The sequence below is a fragment of the Micromonospora sediminicola genome (assembly GCF_900089585.1).
GTDB classification, from domain to species: domain Bacteria; phylum Actinomycetota; class Actinomycetes; order Mycobacteriales; family Micromonosporaceae; genus Micromonospora; species Micromonospora sediminicola.
On record NZ_FLRH01000003.1, the window covers coordinates 4,501,567 to 4,521,255 of the forward strand.

The following is a 19,689-nucleotide window of genomic DNA, read 5'->3' on the forward strand; positions in this document are numbered from 1 at the left end:
GATAATGCCTGTATGGGGAGGATAATCAGGTCCCAGCTGATCAGCTGGGGTGGGCCCGGCACCCGAGCAACCCGCCTGGAGCTCTTCTACGACCTGGTGTTCGTCTTCGCGTTCTTCAACGTCTCCACCCTCACCAGCAAGAACCTCACGGCGCAGTCGCTGCTGGAGGCGCTGCTCGTGCTGGTCCTGCTGTGGTGGTGCTGGACCGGCTTCGTCACGATCGGCAACGCGGTCCGGTCCGACGAGGGCGTCATGCCGCTGATCGGGCTCGCCATGATGGTGCCGGTGTTCCTCCTGGCGGTCAGCGTGGGGGTGGCGTTCCGCGATGAGCCGGGTGGTCTCTACGGCCCGTGGCTGTTCGCCGTGGCGTACCTGATGACCTGGGGGCTGAAGGCGACCGCACTCTGGACCATCGCGCGGGCGGAGGGCACACCGCGCCGGTCCGCGCTGTTGCTGGTCGGGCCGGCGCTGGTCAGTACGGTGGTCGTCCTGTTGGCGGCGGTGGTGCCGCAGCGGATCGTGGCGGCCGGCGCGGTGCAGAACGTGCGGATCGGGTTCTGGGTCGTCGCCCTGGTGCTGGAGTACCTGGGCGGACTGCTGCTCGCCCGAACGGGCTGGCGACTGCGCTCGGTGGGGCACGCGGCCGAACGGCACGCGCTGATCGTGCTCGTCGCCCTCGGCGAGTCGGTGATCGCGCTGGGGATCGGCGCGTCGGCGCAGTACGGCCGCCCGGTGGGTCTGCCGACGGTCGTCGCGTCGGCGCTGGGCATCGTCGTGATCGCCGCGCTCTGGTGGCTGTACTTCGACTGGATCGCCGCGGCCGTGGAACAACGCCTGCACGGCGTACGCGGGCCGAGCCGGATCCCCCTCGCGCGGGACGTCTACAGCTACCTGCACCTGCCGCTGGTCGTCGGGATCATCCTCTTCGCCCTCAGCCTCGAACGGCTGCTGAGCATCCTGCTGCACGCCGAGCATCCGACCGGTGCGGAACGACCCGGTCAGTTGCATCCGCTCCTGCTCTACGGCGGGGTGATCCTCTTCGCGCTCGCCCTGGTGGCGATCGAGCTGCGCGCGTTGCGCCGACTCGACCGGGTGCTGCTGGGAGCGGCCCTGGTCCTCGCCGCGCTGGTGCCGGTGGCGTACCAGGTGCCGGAGCTGGCCGCGCTGGCGCTGCTCGCCGGCGTCACTCTCGGGGTCGTGACCGTCCAGCTCCGGGTGACCCGGACGCTACGTCGGGAGGTCCGCCGGGTGGCACTCGACGAGCAGACGCGGATGGAGACCGAGCTGAACCGGTGGCGGGCCCGCCGGCTGTGAACACACGCCGCCCCCGGGTCAGCTCGCCACGGCGGTGCGGTTTCCGAGCGGATCGGCGAGCAGCGGCGCGAAGCCCAGCTCGGCGGCGCCGATCAGCGTGGTGTCGTCACCGAAAGCCGACACCCGCAGCTCGACCTTGTCCCGCGACACGGGCAGCACGTTGGCCCGGATCCGGCGGCGCACGTGCGGGGCCGAGCCCTGGAACACCTCGCGGAGCGTGCCGCCGAAGATCACCACCCCGGGGTTGAACAGGTTGATCACGTTCGCCACCCCGATGCCCAGCCAGTCGCCGACGCGCCGCAACGCTTCCTGGGCGGCGAGGTCGCCCCGGGCCGCGTCGGCGACCACGGCCCGCACCGCCTCCCGGCCGATGCTGTCGGCGGGACGGCCGGCCGCGTCGAGCAGCGCCCGCTCCCCGACCTCGGCCTCCAGGCAGCCGTGGGAACCGCAGAGGCAGGGCCGACCCTGGTAGGGGTTCACCAGCATGTGACCGACCTCGGAGCCGTAGCCACCGTCCCCGCCGAGCAGGTCGCCACCGACGATGATCCCGCCGCCGACACCGACGTCGCCGTGCAGGTAGACCAGGTTGCGCACCCCGACCCCGGCACCACGCTGGTGTTCGGCGACCGCGCCGAGGTGGGCCTCGTTGCCGACGAGCACCGGCAGGCCCAGGTCCAACCGCCGGGCCAGTTCGGCGCCGAACGCCTGGTCCACCCACCCGAGGTCCGGCCCGTACCGCACCAGCCCGTCGCCCGGCCGGATCATCCCGCAGTAGGACGCCCCGACCCCGACGCACACCGACCCGGGTGGCGCGCCGTGCTGCAACGCCCGACCGAGGTCGGCGAGCACGGACACCACGAAGTCGAGGTCGGCCCCGGCCCTCGGCCTGGTCGCCTCCAGGCGGCCGGACACCACCCCGCCCAGACCGACACGGGCGGCCACGAGCCGGTCCACCGCGATGTCGAAGGCGAGGACGTGCACGGCGTCGGACGCCGGCCGGACCAGCAGGGACGGTCGGCCGGTCCGCCCGGTGGCCGGGGCGGACCCCTCGCGGACCAGTCCCGCCGCCGCGAGTTCGCCGGTCAGCGCCAGCACCGTGCTGCGGTTGACGCCCAGCTCCTCGGCCAGCCGGACGCGCGAGACCGGGCCGCCCAGGTGGACACGGCGGAGCAGCGCGGCGAGGTTACGCCGGTGGCTGTCCCCCGTCGCGGGTCGCTCCGCGGCCAGACCGTTCAGCATCGACCACTCCGTCAGATGGCAACTGGCACGACAAGGATAGATGGCCCGCCAGCGCGCGGACGTTTGCCGAGTGGTCCGGCCGGTCACCTGTGGTGCATGTTCGACGACTTCACCGACGAGCGGATCGACGTCGGGGAGGTGGAGCTGCGGGTCCGCCACGCGGGGCAGGGCCCGCCCGTCCTCCTGATCCACGGCCATCCCCGCACCGGAGCGACCTGGCACCGGGTCGCCCCGCGGCTGGTGGAGCGGGGGTTCGCCGTCGTCTGCCCGGACATGCGCGGCTACGGGCGGTCCGGAAAGGCGGACCTGCGCCCGGACCACTCCCAGCAGTCCAAGCGGGCGGTGGCGGCGGACCTGCGGCGGCTGATGGACCTCCTCGGCCACCCGAGGTTCGCCACGGTCGGGCACGACCGCGGGGCCTACGTGGCGCTGCGCCTGGCACTGGACCACCCGGACGCGGTCGACCGCCTGGTGGTCCTCGACGGCGTGCCGATCAGCGAGGCGCTGGCGAGGTGCGACGCGACCTTCGCCCGCGAGTGGTTCCACTGGTTCTTCTTCGCCCAGCCGGACATCCCGGAGCGGGTCATCACCGCCGATCCGGACGCCTGGTACGCGGCCAAGGCGCGCCCCGAGAGCATGGGCGCGGAGAACCACCGGGAGTTCCTCCAGGCCGTCCGCGACCCGGCGACGGTCCGGGCGATGCTGGAGGACTACCGTGCCGGGCTGGGTGTGGACCGGGAGCACGAGGAGGCCGACCGGCGGGCCGGTCGCTCCGTACGCTGTCCGACCCTGTTCCTGTGGTCGACCCGCGACGACATGGAACGTCTCTACGGGGATCCGCTGGCCGTCTGGCGTCCCTGGGCCGACGACCTGCGCGGTCACCCGATCGAGTCCGGACACCACGTAGCCGAGGAGAACCCGGACGACCTGACCGAGGCGCTGCACCGCTTCCTCACCTGATCCCGTCGGAGGTGGCGGCTACCCTGCCGTCATGGCGGGAGCGGAGCTGGACGAGTTGGTCGTGGCGGACGCGGGCGCGCTGCGGGCGTGGTTGTCGGCCCACCACGCCACGTCCCCGGGTGTCTGGCTCGCGCTGACCCGCAAGGGTGGCACCGTCACGACGTTGACCTGGCAGCAGGCGGTCGACGAGGCGCTGTGTTTCGGCTGGATCGACGGGCAGGCCCGCAAGCGGGACGAGGAGACCTCGTGGATCCGGTTCACCCCGCGCCGGCCCCGCAGCATCTGGTCGCAACGCAACGTCTCGCACGTGGCCCGGTTGGAGGCGGCGGGCCGGATGACACCCGCGGGCCGCGCCGCGGTGGAGGCCGCGAAGGCGGACGGCCGCTGGGACGCCGCCTATGCCCCGCCGTCGGAGGCGGAGGTGCCGGCCGACCTGCTGGCCGCGATCGCCGCGGTGCCCGCCGCCCAGGCCATGTTCGACGTGCTCACCAAGGCCAACCGGTTCGCGCTCATCCACCGCCTCAACGCGGTCAAGCGGGCGGAGACCCGCGCGCGCAAGATCGGCGAGTTCGTGGCCATGCTGGCCCGCCACGAGACGCCCCATCCGCAGAAGGCCAGGCCTCCGGTCACGCCCTGACCGCCGCGACGGCCGCGTGTGGGCGGTTGACGCCGTCGGCGGGCCGGTGCAGCCGGGCCACCTCGGCGAAGCCGGCCCGGGCCAGCCGGTCGACGAACGCGTCCACGGGCCAGCGGAAGGCGGTGATGACCTTGTGGTCGAACGCGGCCACCTCGTCGCCGACGAAGATGCCGAACACCATCGTCGCGCCCGGGCGCGTGACCCGCCGGAACTCGGCGAGCACGTCGTCGAGGTCGTCCGGTGGCAGGTGGATGACCGAGCCCCAGGACAGGACGCCGGCGAGGCGGCGGTCGGCGATCGGCAGATCCGTCATGGAGCCGAGCAGGTAGCTGCCGTCCGGGTAGGTGGCCCGGGCGTGGGCGATGAACTCGCCGACGACGTCGAGGCCGGTGGCGTCGGCCCCGGCCGAGCGGAGGTGGTCGGTGAGGTGACCGGGCCCGCAGCCCACGTCGAGCACCGGACCGGGCCGCCCGGCCACATGCGCACGGATGAAGGCGAGGTCGTCGGCGTGCACCTGCCCGCTGGTGCCGAACAGTTCGATGTAGAGGTCCGCGACGGACGCGTACGCCTCGCGGACCTGATCCGTGGTCGTCACCCGACGACGATAGAGGGTCAGCGCCGGTCCAGGGCGCGCATCGTGTGCCGGAACCCGACGGTCTCGTGCCCGACCACCTCGACGATCCCCGCCAGCGCGACCAGGGCGATGGCGGCGACCAGGGCGGTCAGGCTCGTCCCGTCGTCCGGGTGGATCGGCCCGGTGGCGCCCAGCAGCGACGGCACGGTGACGGCGGCTGCGAGCGGAACGAGCGAGAGCACCAGCAGCGGCACGTGCGTCAGGTCGTAGGAGCGCATCAGCACGCTCCAGGTCACGAAGATCATGACGAGCAGGGCCGCCATCGGCCCGGCGAGCGAGAGCGCCACCTGGAGCACGGAGATCTTCTCCTCCTCCACGGCGGCGGTGGCGACCCGCAGCCCGGCGCCCACGGCGGCGATCGCGCCGAAGATCGGCAGGTGGGCGTACCGCCAGGCGAACGTGCGGCCCGGCCACCGCTCCAGGATGGGCCGGGAGGGGATGAGGAAGTAGGCCCACCACAGCGTCGCGGCGAGCACCAGACCGGACGCGATGATCACGACGGCGGCGAGGCTCCACCCCTGCGCGTGGATGAGCGCGGCCACGGCGGCGGTGGTGGCGGCGACCACCTCACCGAGCGTGATGAGGGTGAGCAGGCTGAACCGTTCGGCGAGGTGGCCGGCGTTCCAGGGCGGGCTGCCCCGCCGTCGTTCCAGCACCACGGGCAGGGCCATCTCGCCGAGCGCCAGCAGCACCAGCGCGGCGACGACCACGGTGACCGGCAGCGGAAGGATCGCGGTCAGCAGCCAGCCGACCTGCGCCACGGCGATGGTGACCGCGTACGCGACGGTGATCCGCCGGTGCGCCGGGTCCTGCCGGGCGGCGCGCAGCCACAGCCCGATGATGGGTACGCGCATGATGACGTAGCCGACGACCAGGAGCAGGTTGTTGGGGCTGCCCCCATCCGCCGCGGCCTCGAAGCTGACCGGAAGCCCGAAGATCAGGACGACGACGCCGAGCATCTGCACGAGCGTCGCGCCACGGAACAGCGCGTCGTCGTTGTCGTACGCGGAGGAGAACCAGGTGAAGTTGATCCACGCCCACGTCACCGCGAAGATCGCGAACGCGTACGCGCCCAGGGCCGCGCCGACGTGACCCTCGCCGATCTGGTGCGCGAGCTCGTCGGCGGCGGCCCCGAACGCGACCACGTAGGTCAGGTCGTAGAGCAGTTCCAGCGGCGTGGTCGACCGGTCCCGCTCGCCGGGGTCACGGCCGGTCATCGGCCGCAGCCGGTGATGGAGCTCGTGTCGGAGCCGAGGAGCCAGGTCGGAGGTTTCCGGACTACTCACGCGGTCTCCCACCTGGGCGGCACGACCGCCTGATCCTATGAGGTGGCCGGCGGCGGCGCTGCCGAAACGTGCTCCCACATCTCGCGGGTCATCTCGTACTCGACCTCGCCCTGGTCCGCTCCCGGCACCGGCTCGTCGAAGGTCGGGAAGTAGGTGCGCACGTAGCGCATGCCGACCGCCTCCATGACCCCTCGGGAGCCGGCGTTCACGGTCATCGTCTGGGCGATCACAAGGCGCTGCCCGACCGTGTCGAAGGCGTGCCGCAGCAGGACGCGGGACGCCTCGCTGGCCAGGCCCCGGCGCCAGTACCGGCGCACCAGCCGGTAGCCCAGTTCGGCGACGGTGGGGTCGTCAGGCTGGTCGGGGCCGTTCGCCGGGGGCAGCATCATGAGCCCGACGAACTCACCGTCGTCCTCCCCCGCCGGGGCCGTCGAGCCGCGCGCGCCGCCGTCGGAGCCGAACGCCATCCAGAAGCCCAGGCCGTCCACCTTGGTGGCCAGGCCCCGCCGCCGCGCGTGGGAGGCGACCACCTCGTCCCGGGTGCGCGGGCGGGAGTAGAGGTAGCGGAGCACCTCGGCGTCGGAGTCGAGCTGGACCTCCAGCTCCAGGTGCCGGTCGGCCAGGGGAACCAGCAGCAGGCGGTCGGTACGCAAGATCGGCTGAGGCATGCGGCAACGATCGCACGACCGCGCCGCCGCCGCGATCGGAATCCCCCGCCGGCGGGTCGCCGGTGCGTGGCGCCGGTGGGTCATGCTGGGGTGACTCGGGCAACGGCCGGTGGGGGTGGACCGTGACAGCGACCTGGCTCTGGATCGTCCTGTGCGGCGTACCGCTGCTTCTTGTGGTGGCGTTCGTCGTCCGACGACGCCGAGCGGCCCGCGCGGCGGCGGGCGATGCCGTGCTGCGGGACGCCCGGCGGGCCATGGCCGAGATGGACCGCCGGCGCGGGCGCTCCCGCAAGGGCACGATCCGGGGCCAGGGCGGCGGCGGGAACGCGGGGACGATGTACGACGCCGCGTACGGCTCGGACACCTCCGCCGGCGCCTGAACCTCACACGACCTTGCGGATGCGTACCCTCGGTCGCTCGTTGCGCAGGTGACCCAGCTTGTGCTGGCGGACCTGCTCGTCCCACACCGCCTGGTCGTAGTCCGGCCCCGGCGCGATCCACCGGTGCGAACCGTCGCTGTAGTGGAACTTCTCGTCCCCGGCCCGCAGCACGCTCACCGCAGCCAGCCCAGGAACCGCCGGTGCAACGCCCCGGCGGGCGCCCAGCTCAGGTCGGCCGTCGCCCGCACCAACTGCGCCCCCATGTACAGGGCCAGCGACATCGGCGCGTCCTCGTACTCCGCCTTCAACTCCCGCCGCCGGGTCGCGCACGGCCACGGCCCGCCGCACCCACCGCACGTCCAGACCGGCAGCACCGGCCCGTGGGCGCTCACCCGCCCGCTCCCAGGAAGCGGGCGACGCTCGCGCGGGCCTGCCGGCTGGTCGCCCACGTCACCTGCCAGCAGGGGTACGGAGTGAGCCGCGCCCACCACAGCCGACACCCCGCGCACATCCCGTCGAGACCCCGTACGTGCACCGCCAGGATCCGGTCCACGTCCTCATCGCTCACTCGTCCTCCTGGCGAGGCCAGTGGCGGCGATTGATGGGTATGCGGTGCCGGTTCCGACACGGCAACTCTCCACCACATCGGCAGACCCATTTCCACCGCGGCCACGACCACCGCGGGCGGTGCCGTCGTGCCAGCGTCAGCGCAACAGCTATCACATACTGGTCGTAGGTAACCCGTCTCCATGGTGGTGTCCTCTCCCCCATCGCCGTTTCCTCCGAAGAGCAGCGGACTGCGACCGGCCCCGAATCGCGGGACCGGGTCTGAAACGTTCGGTAACTGCGACGCTACGATCACGGCATCGATCACTGGACTCACCAGCCGTACGAGTGAGCCGTCCAGGAACGCCACCTGCGCGGTCCACAGACGGGGAAACGTGGACCACCGGTCAACGTAGGGATGTCAGATGGCAGGCCAGCGTTTATCAACTCCCCATCGCGGCGAGGTGACGGGCTATCTCCTGAAGCTCGTCAGGGAATCCATCCCGCTGACTCAGGAGCAGCTCGCAGCCCAATTGGGCGTAGACCGGGCGACCGTCCAGAGCTGGGAGTCGGGACGTAGGCCATTCACCGCCGTACCGTTCGGCCAGGCCGTTGCGATTCGCCAACGGCTCGGGAGTCTTGGTGCGAACGCAAAGCTTCTCGCCGCCCTGGACGATGCCGCCGAGGCGGACCTCGTCCTTGCGGCTCTTCTCAGGGATGAGGCAGCACCATTCGCCGTCGCCGAGGAACCGCTCGGCTGGTCGGTCCTGACGCACCGTCTGACAGACCTGATCCTCTGGGGCGTCCTAGGGCAGGAGCCCACCTTCCTCAGGAGCATTCCCACACCCCGACGACGCGGCCCCGTGGCGACTGCCCCATCCCTGTCCGTCGCTGAGAGAGCAGCGTTCTTCGCGCGCCTTCGCGTCCTCGCCGAACGCTCGTCGCCCGGGCGACAGACGGATGTCCTGTTACACCGACAAGCTTGCTTCCTCGCTGGCATGGACCCCACTGGCGCATCCGCATCGTGGCTCGCCGACAGCACACTCCGGGCGGCGCGGCGGTACCAACGCTTCCACACCTGGTCACCGCAGTGGCCCGACGTCCGATCGATGGTGACCTCCCTAGCCAATCAGGGAGATCCGGAACCGTTGCGGCACTTCATCGCTAGCGCTCACCCGGACGACGCATGTGAACGTGCCGCTCTCAACTACTCCGCCTATTGGGTAGGTGAGAGTCCGTACCGGCATCGTGACGATTCGTTCATGCCCACTGCGCTCGGCGACTGGCGAGGAGTCATCTTGTTCCGGCACCTGGTCGAGCGCCTTGCCATCGGTCACCCGTTCGTCGATCTCAACATCCACAACCTCTGGGCATTGCTGACTGTGAGGCGTCGCCTGCCCCAGGACGACCCCGTCGCCGGGCAGGCACTTGCCGACCGCAGCGCCTTCCTGCTCGACAGCGACCAGGTATCGAAGCAGTCGCGACAGGAACTAGCGTCTATCCTCTACAGCCTCCGTGCCGACGGAGTCACCGGTACAAGGACGGGCAGATGAGCGACGACCAGGACGCTGCTGGAGCGATGAGCTTCATCTTCGAGGCGGGAGTGCTCAAGCGCGCGGCCCGGACCGGCTGGTGGTTCGCCGGTGTGAAGCACCCGGAGTCGATTGCCGAACACTCGTTCCGCACGGCGCTCATCGGCATGGTGCTCGCGGCCATGGAGGGCGCGGACCCGGGCCGGGTGTCGATGCTGTGCGTCCTGCACGACACCCAGGAAACCCGGATCACCGACATGCCGCACATCGCCAAGCGCTATCTCACCTCTGTGCCCAACACCGCCGTGACGGCCGACCAGGTCGCCGACTGCCCACCGGCTGTCGCCGAGGCGATGCGGGCCGCCGTCGCCGAGTACGAGGCCGGCGAGACCCACGAGGCGGTGGTGGCCCGCGACGCCGACAAGCTCGAATGCCTCGTCCAGGCCGTCGAGTACCGGCACCAGGGCGTCGCCGACGTCCAGCGATGGATCGACAGCTCACGGGCGGCGCTGAGGACGGCATCCGCACACCGCCTCGCCGACGCCGCCCTGACCGGCAGTCCGATGGCGTGGTTGAACCCGCCCGCGCGGTGAGACCGTGACCGGGACGCCGTGGCAGAGAAGGTGGGATCCACGACGTTGCTGCCGTTGACACCAGGCCGCAGGCTGGTCGCATGTCCGGCCGTACCGTTCTGATCCTGCTGTTCGCGGGTGTGCAGAGCCTCGACGTGACCGGCCCGTTGGAGGTCTTCGCGGGCGCCGGCCCGGCCTACCGGGTGGTGACCGCCAGTTCCGGCGGCGCGGCGGTCCGCACGTCGAGCGGCCTGACCCTGGTGCCCGACGCGGACCTGTCGGTCGTGCCGGCGCCGGACACGGTGATCGTGCCCGGCGGCGAGGGCACCCGCGACACCGATCCGGCGATCGTCCGGTGGCTCCGGGCGCACGCCTCGGGGGCGCGACGCGTCGTCTCGGTGTGCAGCGGTGCGTTGGTCCTGGCCGAGGCCGGTCTGCTGGCCGGCCGCCGGGCCACCACCCACTGGCGGGTCTGCGACACGCTGGCCCGGCGGTATCCCGACGTCCTGGTCGATCCGGAGCCGATCTTCGTCCGGGACGGGCCGATCGCCACCTCGGCCGGCGTGACCGCCGGCATCGATCTCGCGCTCGCCCTGGTCGAGGAGGACCTCGGCCGCGACGTGGCGCTGGCCATCGCCCGGCACCTGGTGATGTTCCTGCGCCGCCCCGGCAACCAGACCCAGTTCAGCGCCCAGCTGTCCGCCCAGGTCGCCAGCCGCTCCGGCCTACGCGAGGTGCAGCGGTGGATCGCCGACAACCCGCACGCCGACCTGCGGGTCCCGACGCTGGCGCGACGGGCCAACCTGTCACCGCGGCAGTTCGCCCGGGCGTTCACCACCGAGGTCGGTGAGCCACCGGGCCGCTACGTCGACCGGGTACGCCTGGAGACCGCGCGCCGCCTGCTGGAGGAGGGTGACGACAGCGTCGACCGGATCGCCGGACGGTCCGGGTACGGGACGAGCGAGGCCATGCGCCGCGCCTTCGTCCGCGCACTGGGCGTTCCGCCCTCCGAGTACCGACGCCGCTTCTGACCCCGGGGAGGGTTCCTTGCAGATCGCGTTCCTGCTCTTCGACCGTTTCACCGCACTGGACGTCGTCGGCCCCTACGACGTGCTCAGTCACCTGCCCGGCGCGCGGGTCACCCTCGTCGCCGACCGTCCCGGCCCGGTCCGCAACGACGTCGGCAGCCTCCACCTGTACGCCGACGCGGCGCTCGTCGACGTGACCCGCCCGGAGGTGATCGTCGTTCCGGGCGGCCCCGGCCAGAACGCGCACATGCACGACGGCCCGGTCCTGCGCTGGCTGCGTGCCGTCGACCCGCACAGCACGTGGACCGCCTCGGTCTGCAGCGGCTCGCTCCTGCTCGCCGCCGCCGGCCTGCTCGCCGGCCGTCGCGCCACCACGCACTGGCTGCTCCGCGACGACCTGGCCGCGCTCGGCGTCGTCGCGTCGCCCGAGCGGGTCGTCTTCGACGGCAAGTACGGCACCGCCGCCGGCGTCTCCGCCGGCTTGGACCTCGCCTTCGCCCTGGCCGGCCGGATCGCCGGTGGCACGGTCGCGCAGGGCATCCAACTCGCCCACGAGTACCAGCCGCAGCCGCCCTACCGGGCCGGCGATCCGGCGACCGCGCCGGACGCGGTCGTCGCGGCGGTCCTCGCCCGGCGCTCGGCCATCGTGGGGCGGGCATGAGCGGCCACGGGCGCGGCTACGCCGTCCTCCGGACGACGCTCGGCCCGGTGCTGCGGGCCGCCGTCCGGTTGCGGGTCGAAGGGGTGGAGAACGTTCCGCTGAGCGGGCCGGTCCTGCTCGCCTCCAACCACCTGTCCGTCACGGACTCGACCTTCCTGCCACTCGTCGTACCCCGGCCGGTGACGTTCATGGCCAAAGCCGAGTACTTCACCGGACGCACCGTCCTGGGGCGACTCACGTCCCGGTTCCTGGCCGCCGGCGGTCAGGTCCCGGTCGACCGGGACGACCGGCGCGCCGCCGTGGCGTCCCTGGAGACCTGCCTGCGGGTGCTGACGGAAGGCGGGATCCTCTGCATCTATCCGGAGGGCACCCGCTCCCCGGACGGCCGCCTCCATCGGGGCCGCACCGGGGTGGCCTGGCTGGCGCTCAGCTCCGGCGCACCGGTCGTCCCGGTGGCCATGTCCGGCACCGACCGGGTGCTGCCGCCCGGACGGACACTCCCCCGCCCGGCGCGGGTCCGGGTGACGTTCGGCAAGCCGGTCGACCTCGGTGTGCTCGGCGGCGATCCCGGCGACGCGCGGTCCCGGCGGATCGCGACCGACGCCGTCATGGCCGCCGTGGCCGAGCTGTCCGGCCAGGAGTACGTGCCGCGGTACGCCCGGCCGTGACGTCCCGCGCCGCCGGTCCGGCCAGGAGCGACCGGCAGTAGGCGTGAAGGCAGTGGTTGCGGCACCCGCCGACGGCGCCGCGACCACGCTGTGACGCAGATCACTCACCTCGCTCATGCTCAGCCCTCGCGCGCCAGGGTCCGCTGCCGCGGAAGTAGCCACTCACCCACCCTGAGACCCCCGGAGACCACTTGGGCGAGCACACACGTACTCCCCCAAAGCAAACGCCCTCGCCGAAGGCAGAGACTGCCTGCGGGCATGATCCACAGTGGATTCGAGGGGATCGCCGGAGGCTCGGAACGTGGCTACGGTGGCTCGCATGCCAACTCTGATATCGCCCACCACCAGCCTGTATGCCGCCTTCCAGGACTGCCGCGACGACTGGGGACCCGGTCTGCACGAGGACGGCTTCGGCATCGGCCCCGAAGACGACCTGGACTCGCCCGACGGCTTCGCCGACTGGGTGCGGCGATGTGTCCGGCTCGACCACGGGGCCGGGGCGCCATGCCCCGACGAGCGGCACGCCTCCTGCCGGTGGATCGTCGAGGACGGGCAGGTGCTCGGGGGGATCGCGATGCGGCACTGGCAGGACGACGACCTGGGCCAGATCGGCTACGGCGTACGTCCCTCGGCGCGCCGCCGCGGCCTGGCGAGCTGGGCCCTGGGCGAGATGCTCCGCGAGGCCCGCACCGTGCTGGGTCTGCGCCGGGTACTCATTCCCTGCCTGGAGGACAACCTCGCCTCGGCGCGCACCATCGAAAGCCAGGGCGGCGTGTTCCAGGGAATCCTCGACACCGGACAGGTCCGGGTCCGCCGCTACTGGATCACGCTCAGCCGCTGACCTGCCCACCGGCCGGCGGAAGGGCCTGCCGGTCGCGCTAAGGCGTCCAGTCGCGCCGCAGCAGGCCGTAGATCACCATGTCGGCGAAGCCGTCGCCGTCGTACTCGCGCTCCCGCTGGGTGCCCTCGTGCGTGAAGCCGCACCTCTCCGCGGTCCGCCGCATGGCGGTGTTGCCGGCCAGCGTCTCCAGCTCCAGGCGGCGCAGGTTGCGGTTGCGGAACCCGTACCGGCAGAGCAGCCGGACCACGTCGGTCCCGTACCCCTGGCCGCGCGCCTCGGGCAGCAACGTGATGCCGAGGTGGGCGTACCGGTTGAAGGTGTTGATCCCCCACAGCGAGCTGCCGCCGAGAAACGTGCCGTCCGCCACGGCCTCGGCGAGCAGCGACACCCCGTCGTCGACCTCGGCCGGGTCACTGATCCGCTTCTCCAGCCGGGCCCGGACCTGACCGACGTGGTGCGGCACGAACGGGCCGTCGTTGGTGAGCAGGTGCAGTTCGGGGTCGCCGTGGAGACGGAACAGGTTCGGCGCGTCGTCGGGCGTGGGCGGGCGCAGCCGGACCCGGTCGGTGGCGAACATGCCGCGACGCTAACAGCCGGGGTACGGCGCCACGAACGAGTTAACGCCGGCCGCCGGTCTGGAATGCTTCGTCCATGCCGTCCTTCCCGCCCACCTTCGCCGCCGAGGTCGTCGCGCAGCCCGCCCGGGCCCAGTTCGAGGCGTTCCTCGACGAACACCGCGACGCGCTCGACCACTGCCTCGACGGGCTGACCGAGGAACAGGCGCGCCGGTCGTTGGTGACCTCCCGGACCACCCTGCTGGGTCTGGTGAAGCACGCGACCTTCGTGGAGAAGGTCTGGTTCGACGAGGCGGTCACGGGCCGGTCGCGCGCCGAGATCGGCATCCCGGAGCGGTCGGAGGACTCGTTCCTGCTCGACGACGGGGACACGATCGCCGGCATCCGGCAGGCACACCGCGCGGCCTGCGAGGCGTCCCGCCGGGCGACCTCGTCGCTGGGCCTGGACGACGTCCTCACCGGGCACCGGCGCGGGCCGCTCCCGCTGCGGTGGGTCTACCTCCACGTGCTGCGTGAGCTGGCCCAGCACTGCGGGCACGCGGACATCCTCCGGGAACAGGTCCTCGCGGCCTGACGCGCGGGGGCACGTGCGATCGTCGCGCGCCGGGTACCGTGCGAACGGGCGGGACGAGGAGGAGAGCGATGACCGGTGGCGGCCTCTCGTCGAAGCGGCTGGTGCGGCTGCGCGACCTGCTCAACCGGCACGTCGACACGGGCTTCGTCCCGGGAGTGGTGACCGTCCTCGCCCGCCACGGCCACGTGCACGTCGAAGCGGTGGGCCGGCTCGCCTTCGAGGGCGCGGGGTCGGGCACGCCGATGGCGGCCGACACGATCTGCCGCCTGGGTTCGATGACGAAGCCGGTCGTCTCCGCGTGCGTGATGACGCTGGTCGAGGACGGCACGCTCCGCCTCGACGACCCGGTCGACGACCTCCTGCCCGAGCTGGCGGACATGACCGTGCTCGCCGACCCGCACGGGCCCCTGGACGCCACCGTCGCGGCGCGACGCCCGATCACGCTGCGGGACCTGCTGGTCGGCACCCTCGGCACCGGCATGGTCCCCGCCGAGCCGGGCACCGTCCCGATCGCCGACGCCCTGGACGCGCTCGACTACGCGTCACCCGACGGGTGGATCCGCCAGCTCGGCGCGCTCCCGCTCGTCCACCAGCCCGGCGAGCGCTGGATGTACGACGTCGCCGCCAACGTCACCGGCGTGCTCGTCGCCCGGGCCACCGGCATGTCCTTCAACGACGCCATCCGCGAGCGGGTCTGCGACCCGCTCGGCATGCGGGACACCGCGTTCAGCGTGGCCGCCGGGAACACCGACCGGCTGGCGACGGCGTACGCGCAGGACGACGCCCCCACCGGCGATCCAGTCGTCGAGGACGGCCCCGACGGGCGGTTCAGCCGGCCCCGGGCATTCGAGTCCGGCGGCGGCGGGCTCGTCTCCACCGCCGACGACTTTCTCGCTTTCGCCTCGGCCCTGCTCGCCGGCGGCGTCCACCACGGCGAGCGGGTGCTCTCCCGGCCGGCGGTCACACTGATGACCAGCGACCACCTGACCCCGGAGCAGAAGCCGGTGTCCGGCTTCTGGCCCGGCTACTTCGACGCCATCGGCTGGGGATTCGGGATGTCGGTCCGCACCCGCCGCACGCACCTCGGACCCTCGGTCGGCAGCTACGGGTGGCCCGGCCTCTACGGCACCGCCTGGTACAACGACCCCGCCGAGGACATGACGACGATCGTCATGATGCAACGGGCGCACGCCGGCGACCAGAGGCTGCCGATGTGGCACGACCTCTGGACGGCCGTCTACCAGTCGATCGACGACTGACCGCGGGCCTGTGGGAGCGAACGAGCCGGGTGGCGGACGGCGACGCGGGCGCGATCTGCCGGTAGGTCGGCGCGCGGTGGCGGCCGTCGTGGGTGCGGCGATCGGACTGGCCGTTCTCGCCACGGCGTTCGTGGTGCTGCCGGGCCTGGTGGTCGGGCACGACCTGGCCGGAGCGAGCGTCTCCGCGCCGGATCGGCTGACCGCGGTGGGCGAGGTCCGCAAGACGATGCTCCAGGCGCTCGCCGGCGTCGTGCTGTTCTTCGGCGCCTACGCCACGTGGCGGCAGCTCCGGGTCAGTCAGGACAGCCTGCGTGCCACCCAGGAGAGCAACCTGACCGACCGCTTCAGTCGAGCGGTCGACCAGCTCGGCAGCGACAAGCTGGACGTGCGCATCGGCGGCCTGCACGCGCTGTGGCGGATCGCGGAACACTCCCCCCGCGACCGGGAGGCGGTCATCTCGATCCAGGCCGCCTTCCTGCGTACGCACCTGCCCTGGCCGCCGCACGCCGCGGGAGCGCCCGCGGCGGACGTCGACATCAACGACGTCACGCCGCTGGAGACGCGTGTCGCCGACGCCCAGGTCGCGCTGACCGGGCTGGGTGTGCTGTGCCAGCACCACCGGGAACAGCGCTGGGTCAACCTCAGCGACACGGATCTCCGTCGGGCGGACTGCGACGGGTTGTGGCTGCCGGAGGTTAATCTCGACCGGGCCTGCATGGAGTCGGCGGGCCTCTTCCACGCCAACCTCACCCAGTCGTCCCTGGTGTCGACGAACCTGCGACACGCCGACCTCAAGACGGCCGTCCTGCGCCGCGCCCGGTGCGTCGGGGCCGACCTGCGCGGGGCCCGGCTGGTGGAGACAGACCTGCGCGACGCCGACTTCGGCGAGGCGGACCTCCGCGAGGCGAACCTGCGCAAGACCGACGCCACCGGCGCCGTCTTCCGCCGCGCCGATCTGCGTCTGGCCGACCTGCGCGGCGCCGATCTCGGCGCCGCCACCCTCACCGGGGCGCGGTTGGACGGCGCTCTCGCCAGCGACCTCACCCGGTGGCCTGCCGACTTCGACCACCTCGGCGCCGGCGTCGTCGTCACCGACGACCCCGGCCCCGAGCCGCCGCCCCTGCTCCAACCGCCCGGGATCACGACGAAGGCCCCGCGGCTCCGGTCGATCCCCTGACCGGGGATCCAGACTCACATCGGCTGGTCGAGCAGCTGCCAGCCGCGGCGCAGCCACGGTTCCGTACCCTGGCGGAGCAGATCCGCGCAGTGCTGTGCCGTGGCCCGGGCCAGTTCGGCGTCGTCCGGGTTCATCCAGCCGTCGCGGCAGGCGTCGTCGTACTCGTCCCAGTCCTCGATCTCGACCCGCCCGTCGACCTCGTGCCGGACCGGATCGAGTTCGAGGTCGACGTACCGCCAGCCGCCCTCGGTGACCTCCGGTGGGCGGCACACGTCGATCTCCAGTCGTCGGTCGGCGGGATCGCCCACCCACCACGCCGCCCACGGCCGACCGGTCGCCAGCAACACCACCACCGGTACGGACAGGGTGCCGCGGTCGTGCGGGGCGCCCCAGGCCGAACCGACCGGCCCGCGCAGCCACGTGCCGTCGCGGTCCTGCCCGACGCACCGCAGGTCGAACCAGAAGACACCACCCGGGCGCTTGATCTTGAACAGACGCACGGTCCCGGCGGCCATCCTGTCGGTCACCCGAGCAGCCTACGGAGACGTACCTCCGGCGGGACGCCGACCGACGGTGGCCCCGGCGGATTCGCCGCCGGGGCCGCGATGCCGGCGGTCCGAATTCGATCGACAGGACGATCGAGTGGCCCTACGGTCGCGTGGTGCGCCCCGGAGAGATCGTCGTCACTGCCGAGCAGGTTCGCGCCCTGATCGACGCGCAGTTCCCCGAATGGTCGGAACTGCCGATCGCCGCGCAGCCGTTGACCGGCACCGACAACGCGCTGTTCCGGCTCGGCGACTCGCTGACGGCACGACTGCCGCGGGCGCCGTGGGCGGTCGACCAGGTGGCGACCGACGCGACCTGGCTGCCGCGGCTCGCGCCGCACCTGCCGGTGCCGGTGCCGGTGCCGATCGGCCTCGGCCAGCCGGGTGGGGACTATCCGTGGCCGTGGACGATCGTCCCGTGGCTGGACGGGCACAACCCGGAAGCCGGGCAGGACCTCGTCGACCTCGCCGTCGACCTCGCCGGCTTCGTCCGCGCGATGATCGCGATCGACCCGATGGACGGGCCGGTCAAGGAGGGGATTCAACGCGGCGTACCCCTGGCGCAGCGGGACGAGCTGACCCGCCGGTCGATCGCGGCGCTGGGCGACCGGATCGACCGGCGGGCGGTGACCGCCGCGTGGGACGAGGCGATGGCGGCGGACGAGTGGCCCGGACCACCCGTGTGGCTGCACGGCGACCTGCTCGGAGGCAACCTGCTGGTCGACCGGGGCAGGCTCACCGGCGTCATCGACTTCGGCGCTCTCGGCCGCGGCGACCCGGCGGTCGAGACGCGGCCGGGCTGGAGCCTGTTCGATGCCCGCGCCCGGGCCGCCTACCGGGAGGCGCTCGGTTTCGACGAGGCGACCTGGGTACGCGGGTGGGCCTGGATGCTGTCGGGCTCACTCTACTGGTTGGCCGACCTGTGGGACCTGATCAGCGAGGACGACCGCGCGGACACGATCCGCTCCATCGACCACATCGTCCGTCACCGCCACGACTGACCCGCGTCGAACGCGCACCGGCCGCGGCGCCTCGGCAACAGGGCCGCGCCCCGGTCAGCGGACGAGCGGGCGGTAGCGCAGGTGGACGACGCCGTTGCCGAACCGGCGCTCGCCGAGGAGCGTGTAGTCGGTGCGTCCACCCGTGGGTAGTCCCGATTTGCCGCCTCCCACGGACGTGGGCCAGACGAGCAACTGGCACTCGTCGACCAGGCCGGCCCGGATGGCCTGCGCGGCCAGGTCGGCGCCGCCGATGGTGATGTCCCTGTCCGCCGTGGCCTTCAGCTGGCGTACGGCGGCGGGGTCGAAGTGGCGCTCCACCCGGGTGGCAGCCGTCGGCACCTCGGTGAGAGTCGTCGAGTAGACGACCTTGTCCGCCGCCTTCCAGACGCGCGCGAACTCGGCCATGAGATCGGACTGCGCGGCCAGCGAGGCGTCGGTCTCCCAGACGGCCATCATCTCGTACAGGCGCCGCCCGTAGAGGAACGTGCCCGCCGACCGCAGGAGATCGGTGGTGAATGCGAACACCTCGTCGTCGGGCGGGAACCAGGCGAAGACTCCCGCCTCGTCCTCCATGTACCCGTCGAGCGACACGTTGTTCACGTAGATCAGCTTTGCCATGCCTCTACCTTCCGGTGCACCCGCGGTGTCACCTTGATCTGCCCGCTGACCGACCGTCATGTCTGTCATCAGGATCCGGCCGGGCGTCTCCACCCTCCGCCTGTTCCACGATCGACGGGGCCCGGGTGCGACGGCATCCCGAGAGAAAGTTGTGGAGACGGTCGACTGACAGGCGCGAGGGATACCGAAGTCCTCGGCAGCCAGTGGTGTCGGATCAGGCCAGCCGATCCATGCGTGACGGGATCGGAGCACAGGGATACGCCGGGCTCGCGTCCGTCAGTCGGTCTCGCGTTCCCACGGACGCTCGATCCACGGATTGCTGTCGAGGTAGGCCGTGAGCCTGGGAAACCGCTGCCGGGTGCGGGTCTCGTCGGTCAGGTCGCCCGGCGCTCCCACCGGTGTCTCGGGTCCGGACGGGCCGTCGATGGCGAACGGAGCCCCGGTCGCGGCGATGTGCGCATCGAGGGGAAGACCGCAGAACCAGTCGATTCGCGCGTTGTGCCGGTCGGACGCCAACTCGACGAGGCTGTCAGGGTCGTTCTGCACGAGCCGGACGACAGGCCGTCCATGCGACAGGATCCAGTCCTGCACGGCGGAGAAGTCGTCGTCGTCCACGCTGCCCAGAAGCAGAGTCGCGGCGTCCCGGATCGACCAGCGGTACAGGCTGTCCTGCGCCTGCAGCCACAGGTCGTCGAACCATTCGATCTCGTCCGGGGTCAACGCGCGCAGGCGGCGGCGGAGCACCTGGGCGACGCGTTCCGTGTCGGCGCCCCCCCTCCGCTCGGGCGCGTTCCACGATGCGCCAGAAGTCCTCCCACTCCATGGCGCAGACCCTAGCGAGCCGACTCCGCGTGCCGGGGCTCGGCGGCAGGTGCGTTCCGAGGACGCGTGCTGTCAACGCGCTAGCGGGACACGGCATCGTGCTGGTTTTCTGGGATGGGTACGGCACTGGGCGGCCGGCAAGCCGTCGTTCG

General features: G+C 72.1%; 25 protein-coding genes. 14 read left to right on the plus strand and 11 right to left on the minus strand.

Annotated features, from left to right (window positions below; genetic code table 11):
• Nucleotides 1-12 precede the first annotated feature (12 nt).
• A complete protein-coding gene (locus GA0070622_RS20790; RefSeq protein WP_091576422.1) occupies nucleotides 13-1,314 on the plus strand; it encodes a low temperature requirement protein A in 1,302 nt (433 codons plus the stop codon).
• A gap of 18 nt (nucleotides 1,315-1,332) precedes the next feature.
• Here the strand turns inward: GA0070622_RS20790 and GA0070622_RS20795 are convergent, their stop codons facing one another.
• A complete protein-coding gene (locus GA0070622_RS20795; protein ID WP_091576424.1) occupies nucleotides 1,333-2,553 on the minus strand; it encodes an ROK family transcriptional regulator in 1,221 nt (406 codons plus the stop codon).
• Nucleotides 2,554-2,649: 96 nt separating this feature from the next.
• Between GA0070622_RS20795 and GA0070622_RS20800 the strand changes: the two genes are divergently transcribed.
• A complete protein-coding gene (locus GA0070622_RS20800) occupies nucleotides 2,650-3,513 on the plus strand; it encodes an alpha/beta fold hydrolase (RefSeq protein ID WP_091576427.1) in 864 nt (287 codons plus the stop codon).
• A 31-nt stretch (nucleotides 3,514-3,544) separates the two neighbouring features.
• The gene (locus tag GA0070622_RS20805; RefSeq protein ID WP_091576430.1) at nucleotides 3,545-4,150 is read left to right on the plus strand and encodes a YdeI/OmpD-associated family protein; all 606 of its coding nucleotides are present in this window, start codon (nucleotides 3,545-3,547) and stop codon (nucleotides 4,148-4,150) included.
• Here the strand turns inward: GA0070622_RS20805 and GA0070622_RS20810 are convergent.
• The 3 genes from GA0070622_RS20810 to GA0070622_RS20820 all read right to left on the minus strand — a co-directional run bounded on the left by GA0070622_RS20810 (nucleotide 4,140) and on the right by GA0070622_RS20820 (nucleotide 6,738).
• A complete protein-coding gene (locus tag GA0070622_RS20810) occupies nucleotides 4,140-4,745 on the minus strand; it encodes a class I SAM-dependent DNA methyltransferase (protein WP_091576433.1) in 606 nt (201 codons plus the stop codon). The two genes, GA0070622_RS20805 and GA0070622_RS20810, sit on opposite strands and share 11 nt — an antisense overlap.
• Before the next feature lie 17 nt (nucleotides 4,746-4,762).
• On the minus strand, nucleotides 4,763-6,001 hold the full coding sequence (locus GA0070622_RS20815; protein WP_218060604.1) for a low temperature requirement protein A: 1,239 nt from the start codon (nucleotides 5,999-6,001) through the stop codon (nucleotides 4,763-4,765).
• A gap of 104 nt (nucleotides 6,002-6,105) precedes the next feature.
• On the minus strand, nucleotides 6,106-6,738 hold the full coding sequence (locus GA0070622_RS20820) for a GNAT family N-acetyltransferase (protein ID WP_091576435.1): 633 nt from the start codon (nucleotides 6,736-6,738) through the stop codon (nucleotides 6,106-6,108).
• A 122-nt stretch (nucleotides 6,739-6,860) separates the two neighbouring features.
• Here GA0070622_RS20820 and GA0070622_RS32105 point away from each other — a divergent pair, with 122 nt between their 5' ends.
• Nucleotides 6,861-7,118, plus strand: coding sequence for a hypothetical protein (locus GA0070622_RS32105; protein WP_141561889.1), 258 nt, complete (start codon nucleotides 6,861-6,863; stop codon nucleotides 7,116-7,118).
• A gap of 3 nt (nucleotides 7,119-7,121) precedes the next feature.
• Here GA0070622_RS32105 and GA0070622_RS32640 read toward each other — a convergent pair whose 3' ends face one another.
• Genes GA0070622_RS32640 through GA0070622_RS33720 form a run of 3 tightly spaced genes read right to left on the minus strand, consistent with a single transcriptional unit; the run spans nucleotide 7,122 to nucleotide 7,686 of the window.
• Nucleotides 7,122-7,295, minus strand: coding sequence for a hypothetical protein (locus tag GA0070622_RS32640; protein WP_172967801.1), 174 nt, complete (start codon nucleotides 7,293-7,295; stop codon nucleotides 7,122-7,124).
• The gene (locus GA0070622_RS20825) at nucleotides 7,292-7,510 is read right to left on the minus strand and encodes a hypothetical protein (RefSeq protein WP_091576437.1); all 219 of its coding nucleotides are present in this window, start codon (nucleotides 7,508-7,510) and stop codon (nucleotides 7,292-7,294) included. Before GA0070622_RS20825 ends, GA0070622_RS32640 begins: the two co-directional genes overlap by 4 nt.
• Nucleotides 7,507-7,686 carry a hypothetical protein gene (locus GA0070622_RS33720; RefSeq protein WP_245666464.1) on the minus strand — a complete coding sequence of 60 codons (180 nt, stop codon included), beginning with the start codon at nucleotides 7,684-7,686 and terminating at the stop codon, nucleotides 7,507-7,509. The genes GA0070622_RS20825 and GA0070622_RS33720 overlap by 4 nt, the downstream gene beginning before the upstream one ends.
• A 403-nt stretch (nucleotides 7,687-8,089) precedes the next feature.
• On the opposite strand from GA0070622_RS33720, the gene GA0070622_RS20835 reads away from it, so the two are divergent.
• The 6 genes from GA0070622_RS20835 to GA0070622_RS20860 all read left to right on the plus strand — a co-directional run bounded on the left by GA0070622_RS20835 (nucleotide 8,090) and on the right by GA0070622_RS20860 (nucleotide 12,966).
• Entirely contained in the window at nucleotides 8,090-9,217 is a 1,128-nt protein-coding gene (locus tag GA0070622_RS20835) for a helix-turn-helix domain-containing protein (protein WP_091576442.1), read from the plus strand.
• A complete protein-coding gene (locus GA0070622_RS20840; RefSeq protein WP_091576445.1) occupies nucleotides 9,214-9,789 on the plus strand; it encodes an HD domain-containing protein in 576 nt (191 codons plus the stop codon). The genes GA0070622_RS20835 and GA0070622_RS20840 overlap by 4 nt, the downstream gene beginning before the upstream one ends.
• 80 nt (nucleotides 9,790-9,869) lie before the next feature.
• Complete coding sequence (locus GA0070622_RS20845; RefSeq protein ID WP_091576448.1) at nucleotides 9,870-10,799, plus strand: GlxA family transcriptional regulator; 930 nt, start codon at nucleotides 9,870-9,872, stop codon at nucleotides 10,797-10,799.
• Between the two features lie 16 nt (nucleotides 10,800-10,815).
• A complete protein-coding gene (locus tag GA0070622_RS20850; RefSeq protein ID WP_091576451.1) occupies nucleotides 10,816-11,457 on the plus strand; it encodes a DJ-1/PfpI family protein in 642 nt (213 codons plus the stop codon).
• Complete coding sequence (locus GA0070622_RS20855; protein ID WP_091576454.1) at nucleotides 11,454-12,125, plus strand: lysophospholipid acyltransferase family protein; 672 nt, start codon at nucleotides 11,454-11,456, stop codon at nucleotides 12,123-12,125. The genes GA0070622_RS20850 and GA0070622_RS20855 overlap by 4 nt, the downstream gene beginning before the upstream one ends.
• 319 nt (nucleotides 12,126-12,444) lie before the next feature.
• The gene (locus tag GA0070622_RS20860; protein WP_091576456.1) at nucleotides 12,445-12,966 is read left to right on the plus strand and encodes a GNAT family N-acetyltransferase; all 522 of its coding nucleotides are present in this window, start codon (nucleotides 12,445-12,447) and stop codon (nucleotides 12,964-12,966) included.
• Between the two features lie 37 nt (nucleotides 12,967-13,003).
• Here GA0070622_RS20860 and GA0070622_RS20865 read toward each other — a convergent pair whose 3' ends face one another.
• Nucleotides 13,004-13,543, minus strand: a complete 540-nt coding sequence (locus tag GA0070622_RS20865) for a GNAT family N-acetyltransferase (protein WP_091576458.1) — start codon at nucleotides 13,541-13,543, stop codon at nucleotides 13,004-13,006.
• Nucleotides 13,544-13,617: 74 nt separating this feature from the next.
• Between GA0070622_RS20865 and GA0070622_RS20870 the strand changes: the two genes are divergently transcribed.
• From GA0070622_RS20870 to GA0070622_RS20880, 3 genes are all read left to right on the plus strand, one after another.
• On the plus strand, nucleotides 13,618-14,115 hold the full coding sequence (locus GA0070622_RS20870; protein WP_091576460.1) for a DinB family protein: 498 nt from the start codon (nucleotides 13,618-13,620) through the stop codon (nucleotides 14,113-14,115).
• A 68-nt stretch (nucleotides 14,116-14,183) separates the two neighbouring features.
• Nucleotides 14,184-15,374, plus strand: coding sequence for a serine hydrolase domain-containing protein (locus tag GA0070622_RS20875; RefSeq protein WP_091576463.1), 1,191 nt, complete (start codon nucleotides 14,184-14,186; stop codon nucleotides 15,372-15,374).
• Between the two features lie 76 nt (nucleotides 15,375-15,450).
• The gene (locus tag GA0070622_RS20880; protein WP_218012349.1) at nucleotides 15,451-16,551 is read left to right on the plus strand and encodes a pentapeptide repeat-containing protein; all 1,101 of its coding nucleotides are present in this window, start codon (nucleotides 15,451-15,453) and stop codon (nucleotides 16,549-16,551) included.
• A 14-nt stretch (nucleotides 16,552-16,565) separates the two neighbouring features.
• Here GA0070622_RS20880 and GA0070622_RS20885 read toward each other — a convergent pair whose 3' ends face one another.
• Complete coding sequence (locus GA0070622_RS20885) at nucleotides 16,566-17,078, minus strand: ribonuclease FAU-1 family protein (protein WP_141561890.1); 513 nt, start codon at nucleotides 17,076-17,078, stop codon at nucleotides 16,566-16,568.
• A 134-nt stretch (nucleotides 17,079-17,212) separates the two neighbouring features.
• Between GA0070622_RS20885 and GA0070622_RS20890 the strand changes: the two genes are divergently transcribed.
• Nucleotides 17,213-18,097: an aminoglycoside phosphotransferase family protein gene (locus GA0070622_RS20890; protein ID WP_176710518.1), complete on the plus strand. Its 885-nt coding sequence runs from the start codon at nucleotides 17,213-17,215 to the stop codon at nucleotides 18,095-18,097.
• A 54-nt stretch (nucleotides 18,098-18,151) separates the two neighbouring features.
• Here GA0070622_RS20890 and GA0070622_RS20895 read toward each other — a convergent pair whose 3' ends face one another.
• Nucleotides 18,152-18,715 (minus strand): dihydrofolate reductase family protein, encoded by a 564-nt coding sequence (locus GA0070622_RS20895; RefSeq protein ID WP_091576470.1) that lies wholly within the window; start codon nucleotides 18,713-18,715, stop codon nucleotides 18,152-18,154.
• A 276-nt stretch (nucleotides 18,716-18,991) separates the two neighbouring features.
• Complete coding sequence (locus GA0070622_RS20900) at nucleotides 18,992-19,435, minus strand: DUF4240 domain-containing protein (protein WP_245666466.1); 444 nt, start codon at nucleotides 19,433-19,435, stop codon at nucleotides 18,992-18,994.
• Between the last annotated feature and the right edge of the window lie 254 nt (nucleotides 19,436-19,689).

Excerpts from the sequence above, each read along its gene's own strand:
- GA0070622_RS20845 (WP_091576448.1), top strand. The coding sequence starts at position 9,870 with ATGTCCGGCCGTACCGTTCTGATCCTGCTGTTCGCGGGTGTGCAGAGC.
- GA0070622_RS20865 (WP_091576458.1), bottom strand. The coding sequence starts at position 13,543 with ATGTTCGCCACCGACCGGGTCCGGCTGCGCCCGCCCACGCCCGACGAC.
- GA0070622_RS20855 (WP_091576454.1), top strand. The coding sequence starts at position 11,454 with ATGAGCGGCCACGGGCGCGGCTACGCCGTCCTCCGGACGACGCTCGGC.
- GA0070622_RS20860 (WP_091576456.1), top strand. The coding sequence starts at position 12,445 with ATGCCAACTCTGATATCGCCCACCACCAGCCTGTATGCCGCCTTCCAG.
- GA0070622_RS20815 (WP_218060604.1), bottom strand. The coding sequence starts at position 6,001 with ATGACCGGCCGTGACCCCGGCGAGCGGGACCGGTCGACCACGCCGCTG.
- GA0070622_RS20790 (WP_091576422.1), top strand. The coding sequence starts at position 13 with ATGGGGAGGATAATCAGGTCCCAGCTGATCAGCTGGGGTGGGCCCGGC.
- GA0070622_RS20895 (WP_091576470.1), bottom strand. The coding sequence starts at position 18,715 with ATGGCAAAGCTGATCTACGTGAACAACGTGTCGCTCGACGGGTACATG.
- GA0070622_RS20800 (WP_091576427.1), top strand. The coding sequence starts at position 2,650 with ATGTTCGACGACTTCACCGACGAGCGGATCGACGTCGGGGAGGTGGAG.
- GA0070622_RS20805 (WP_091576430.1), top strand. The coding sequence starts at position 3,545 with ATGGCGGGAGCGGAGCTGGACGAGTTGGTCGTGGCGGACGCGGGCGCG.
- GA0070622_RS20840 (WP_091576445.1), top strand. The coding sequence starts at position 9,214 with ATGAGCGACGACCAGGACGCTGCTGGAGCGATGAGCTTCATCTTCGAG.
- GA0070622_RS20820 (WP_091576435.1), bottom strand. The coding sequence starts at position 6,738 with ATGCCTCAGCCGATCTTGCGTACCGACCGCCTGCTGCTGGTTCCCCTG.
- GA0070622_RS20870 (WP_091576460.1), top strand. The coding sequence starts at position 13,618 with ATGCCGTCCTTCCCGCCCACCTTCGCCGCCGAGGTCGTCGCGCAGCCC.
- GA0070622_RS20835 (WP_091576442.1), top strand. The coding sequence starts at position 8,090 with ATGGCAGGCCAGCGTTTATCAACTCCCCATCGCGGCGAGGTGACGGGC.
- GA0070622_RS20795 (WP_091576424.1), bottom strand. The coding sequence starts at position 2,553 with ATGCTGAACGGTCTGGCCGCGGAGCGACCCGCGACGGGGGACAGCCAC.
- GA0070622_RS20875 (WP_091576463.1), top strand. The coding sequence starts at position 14,184 with ATGACCGGTGGCGGCCTCTCGTCGAAGCGGCTGGTGCGGCTGCGCGAC.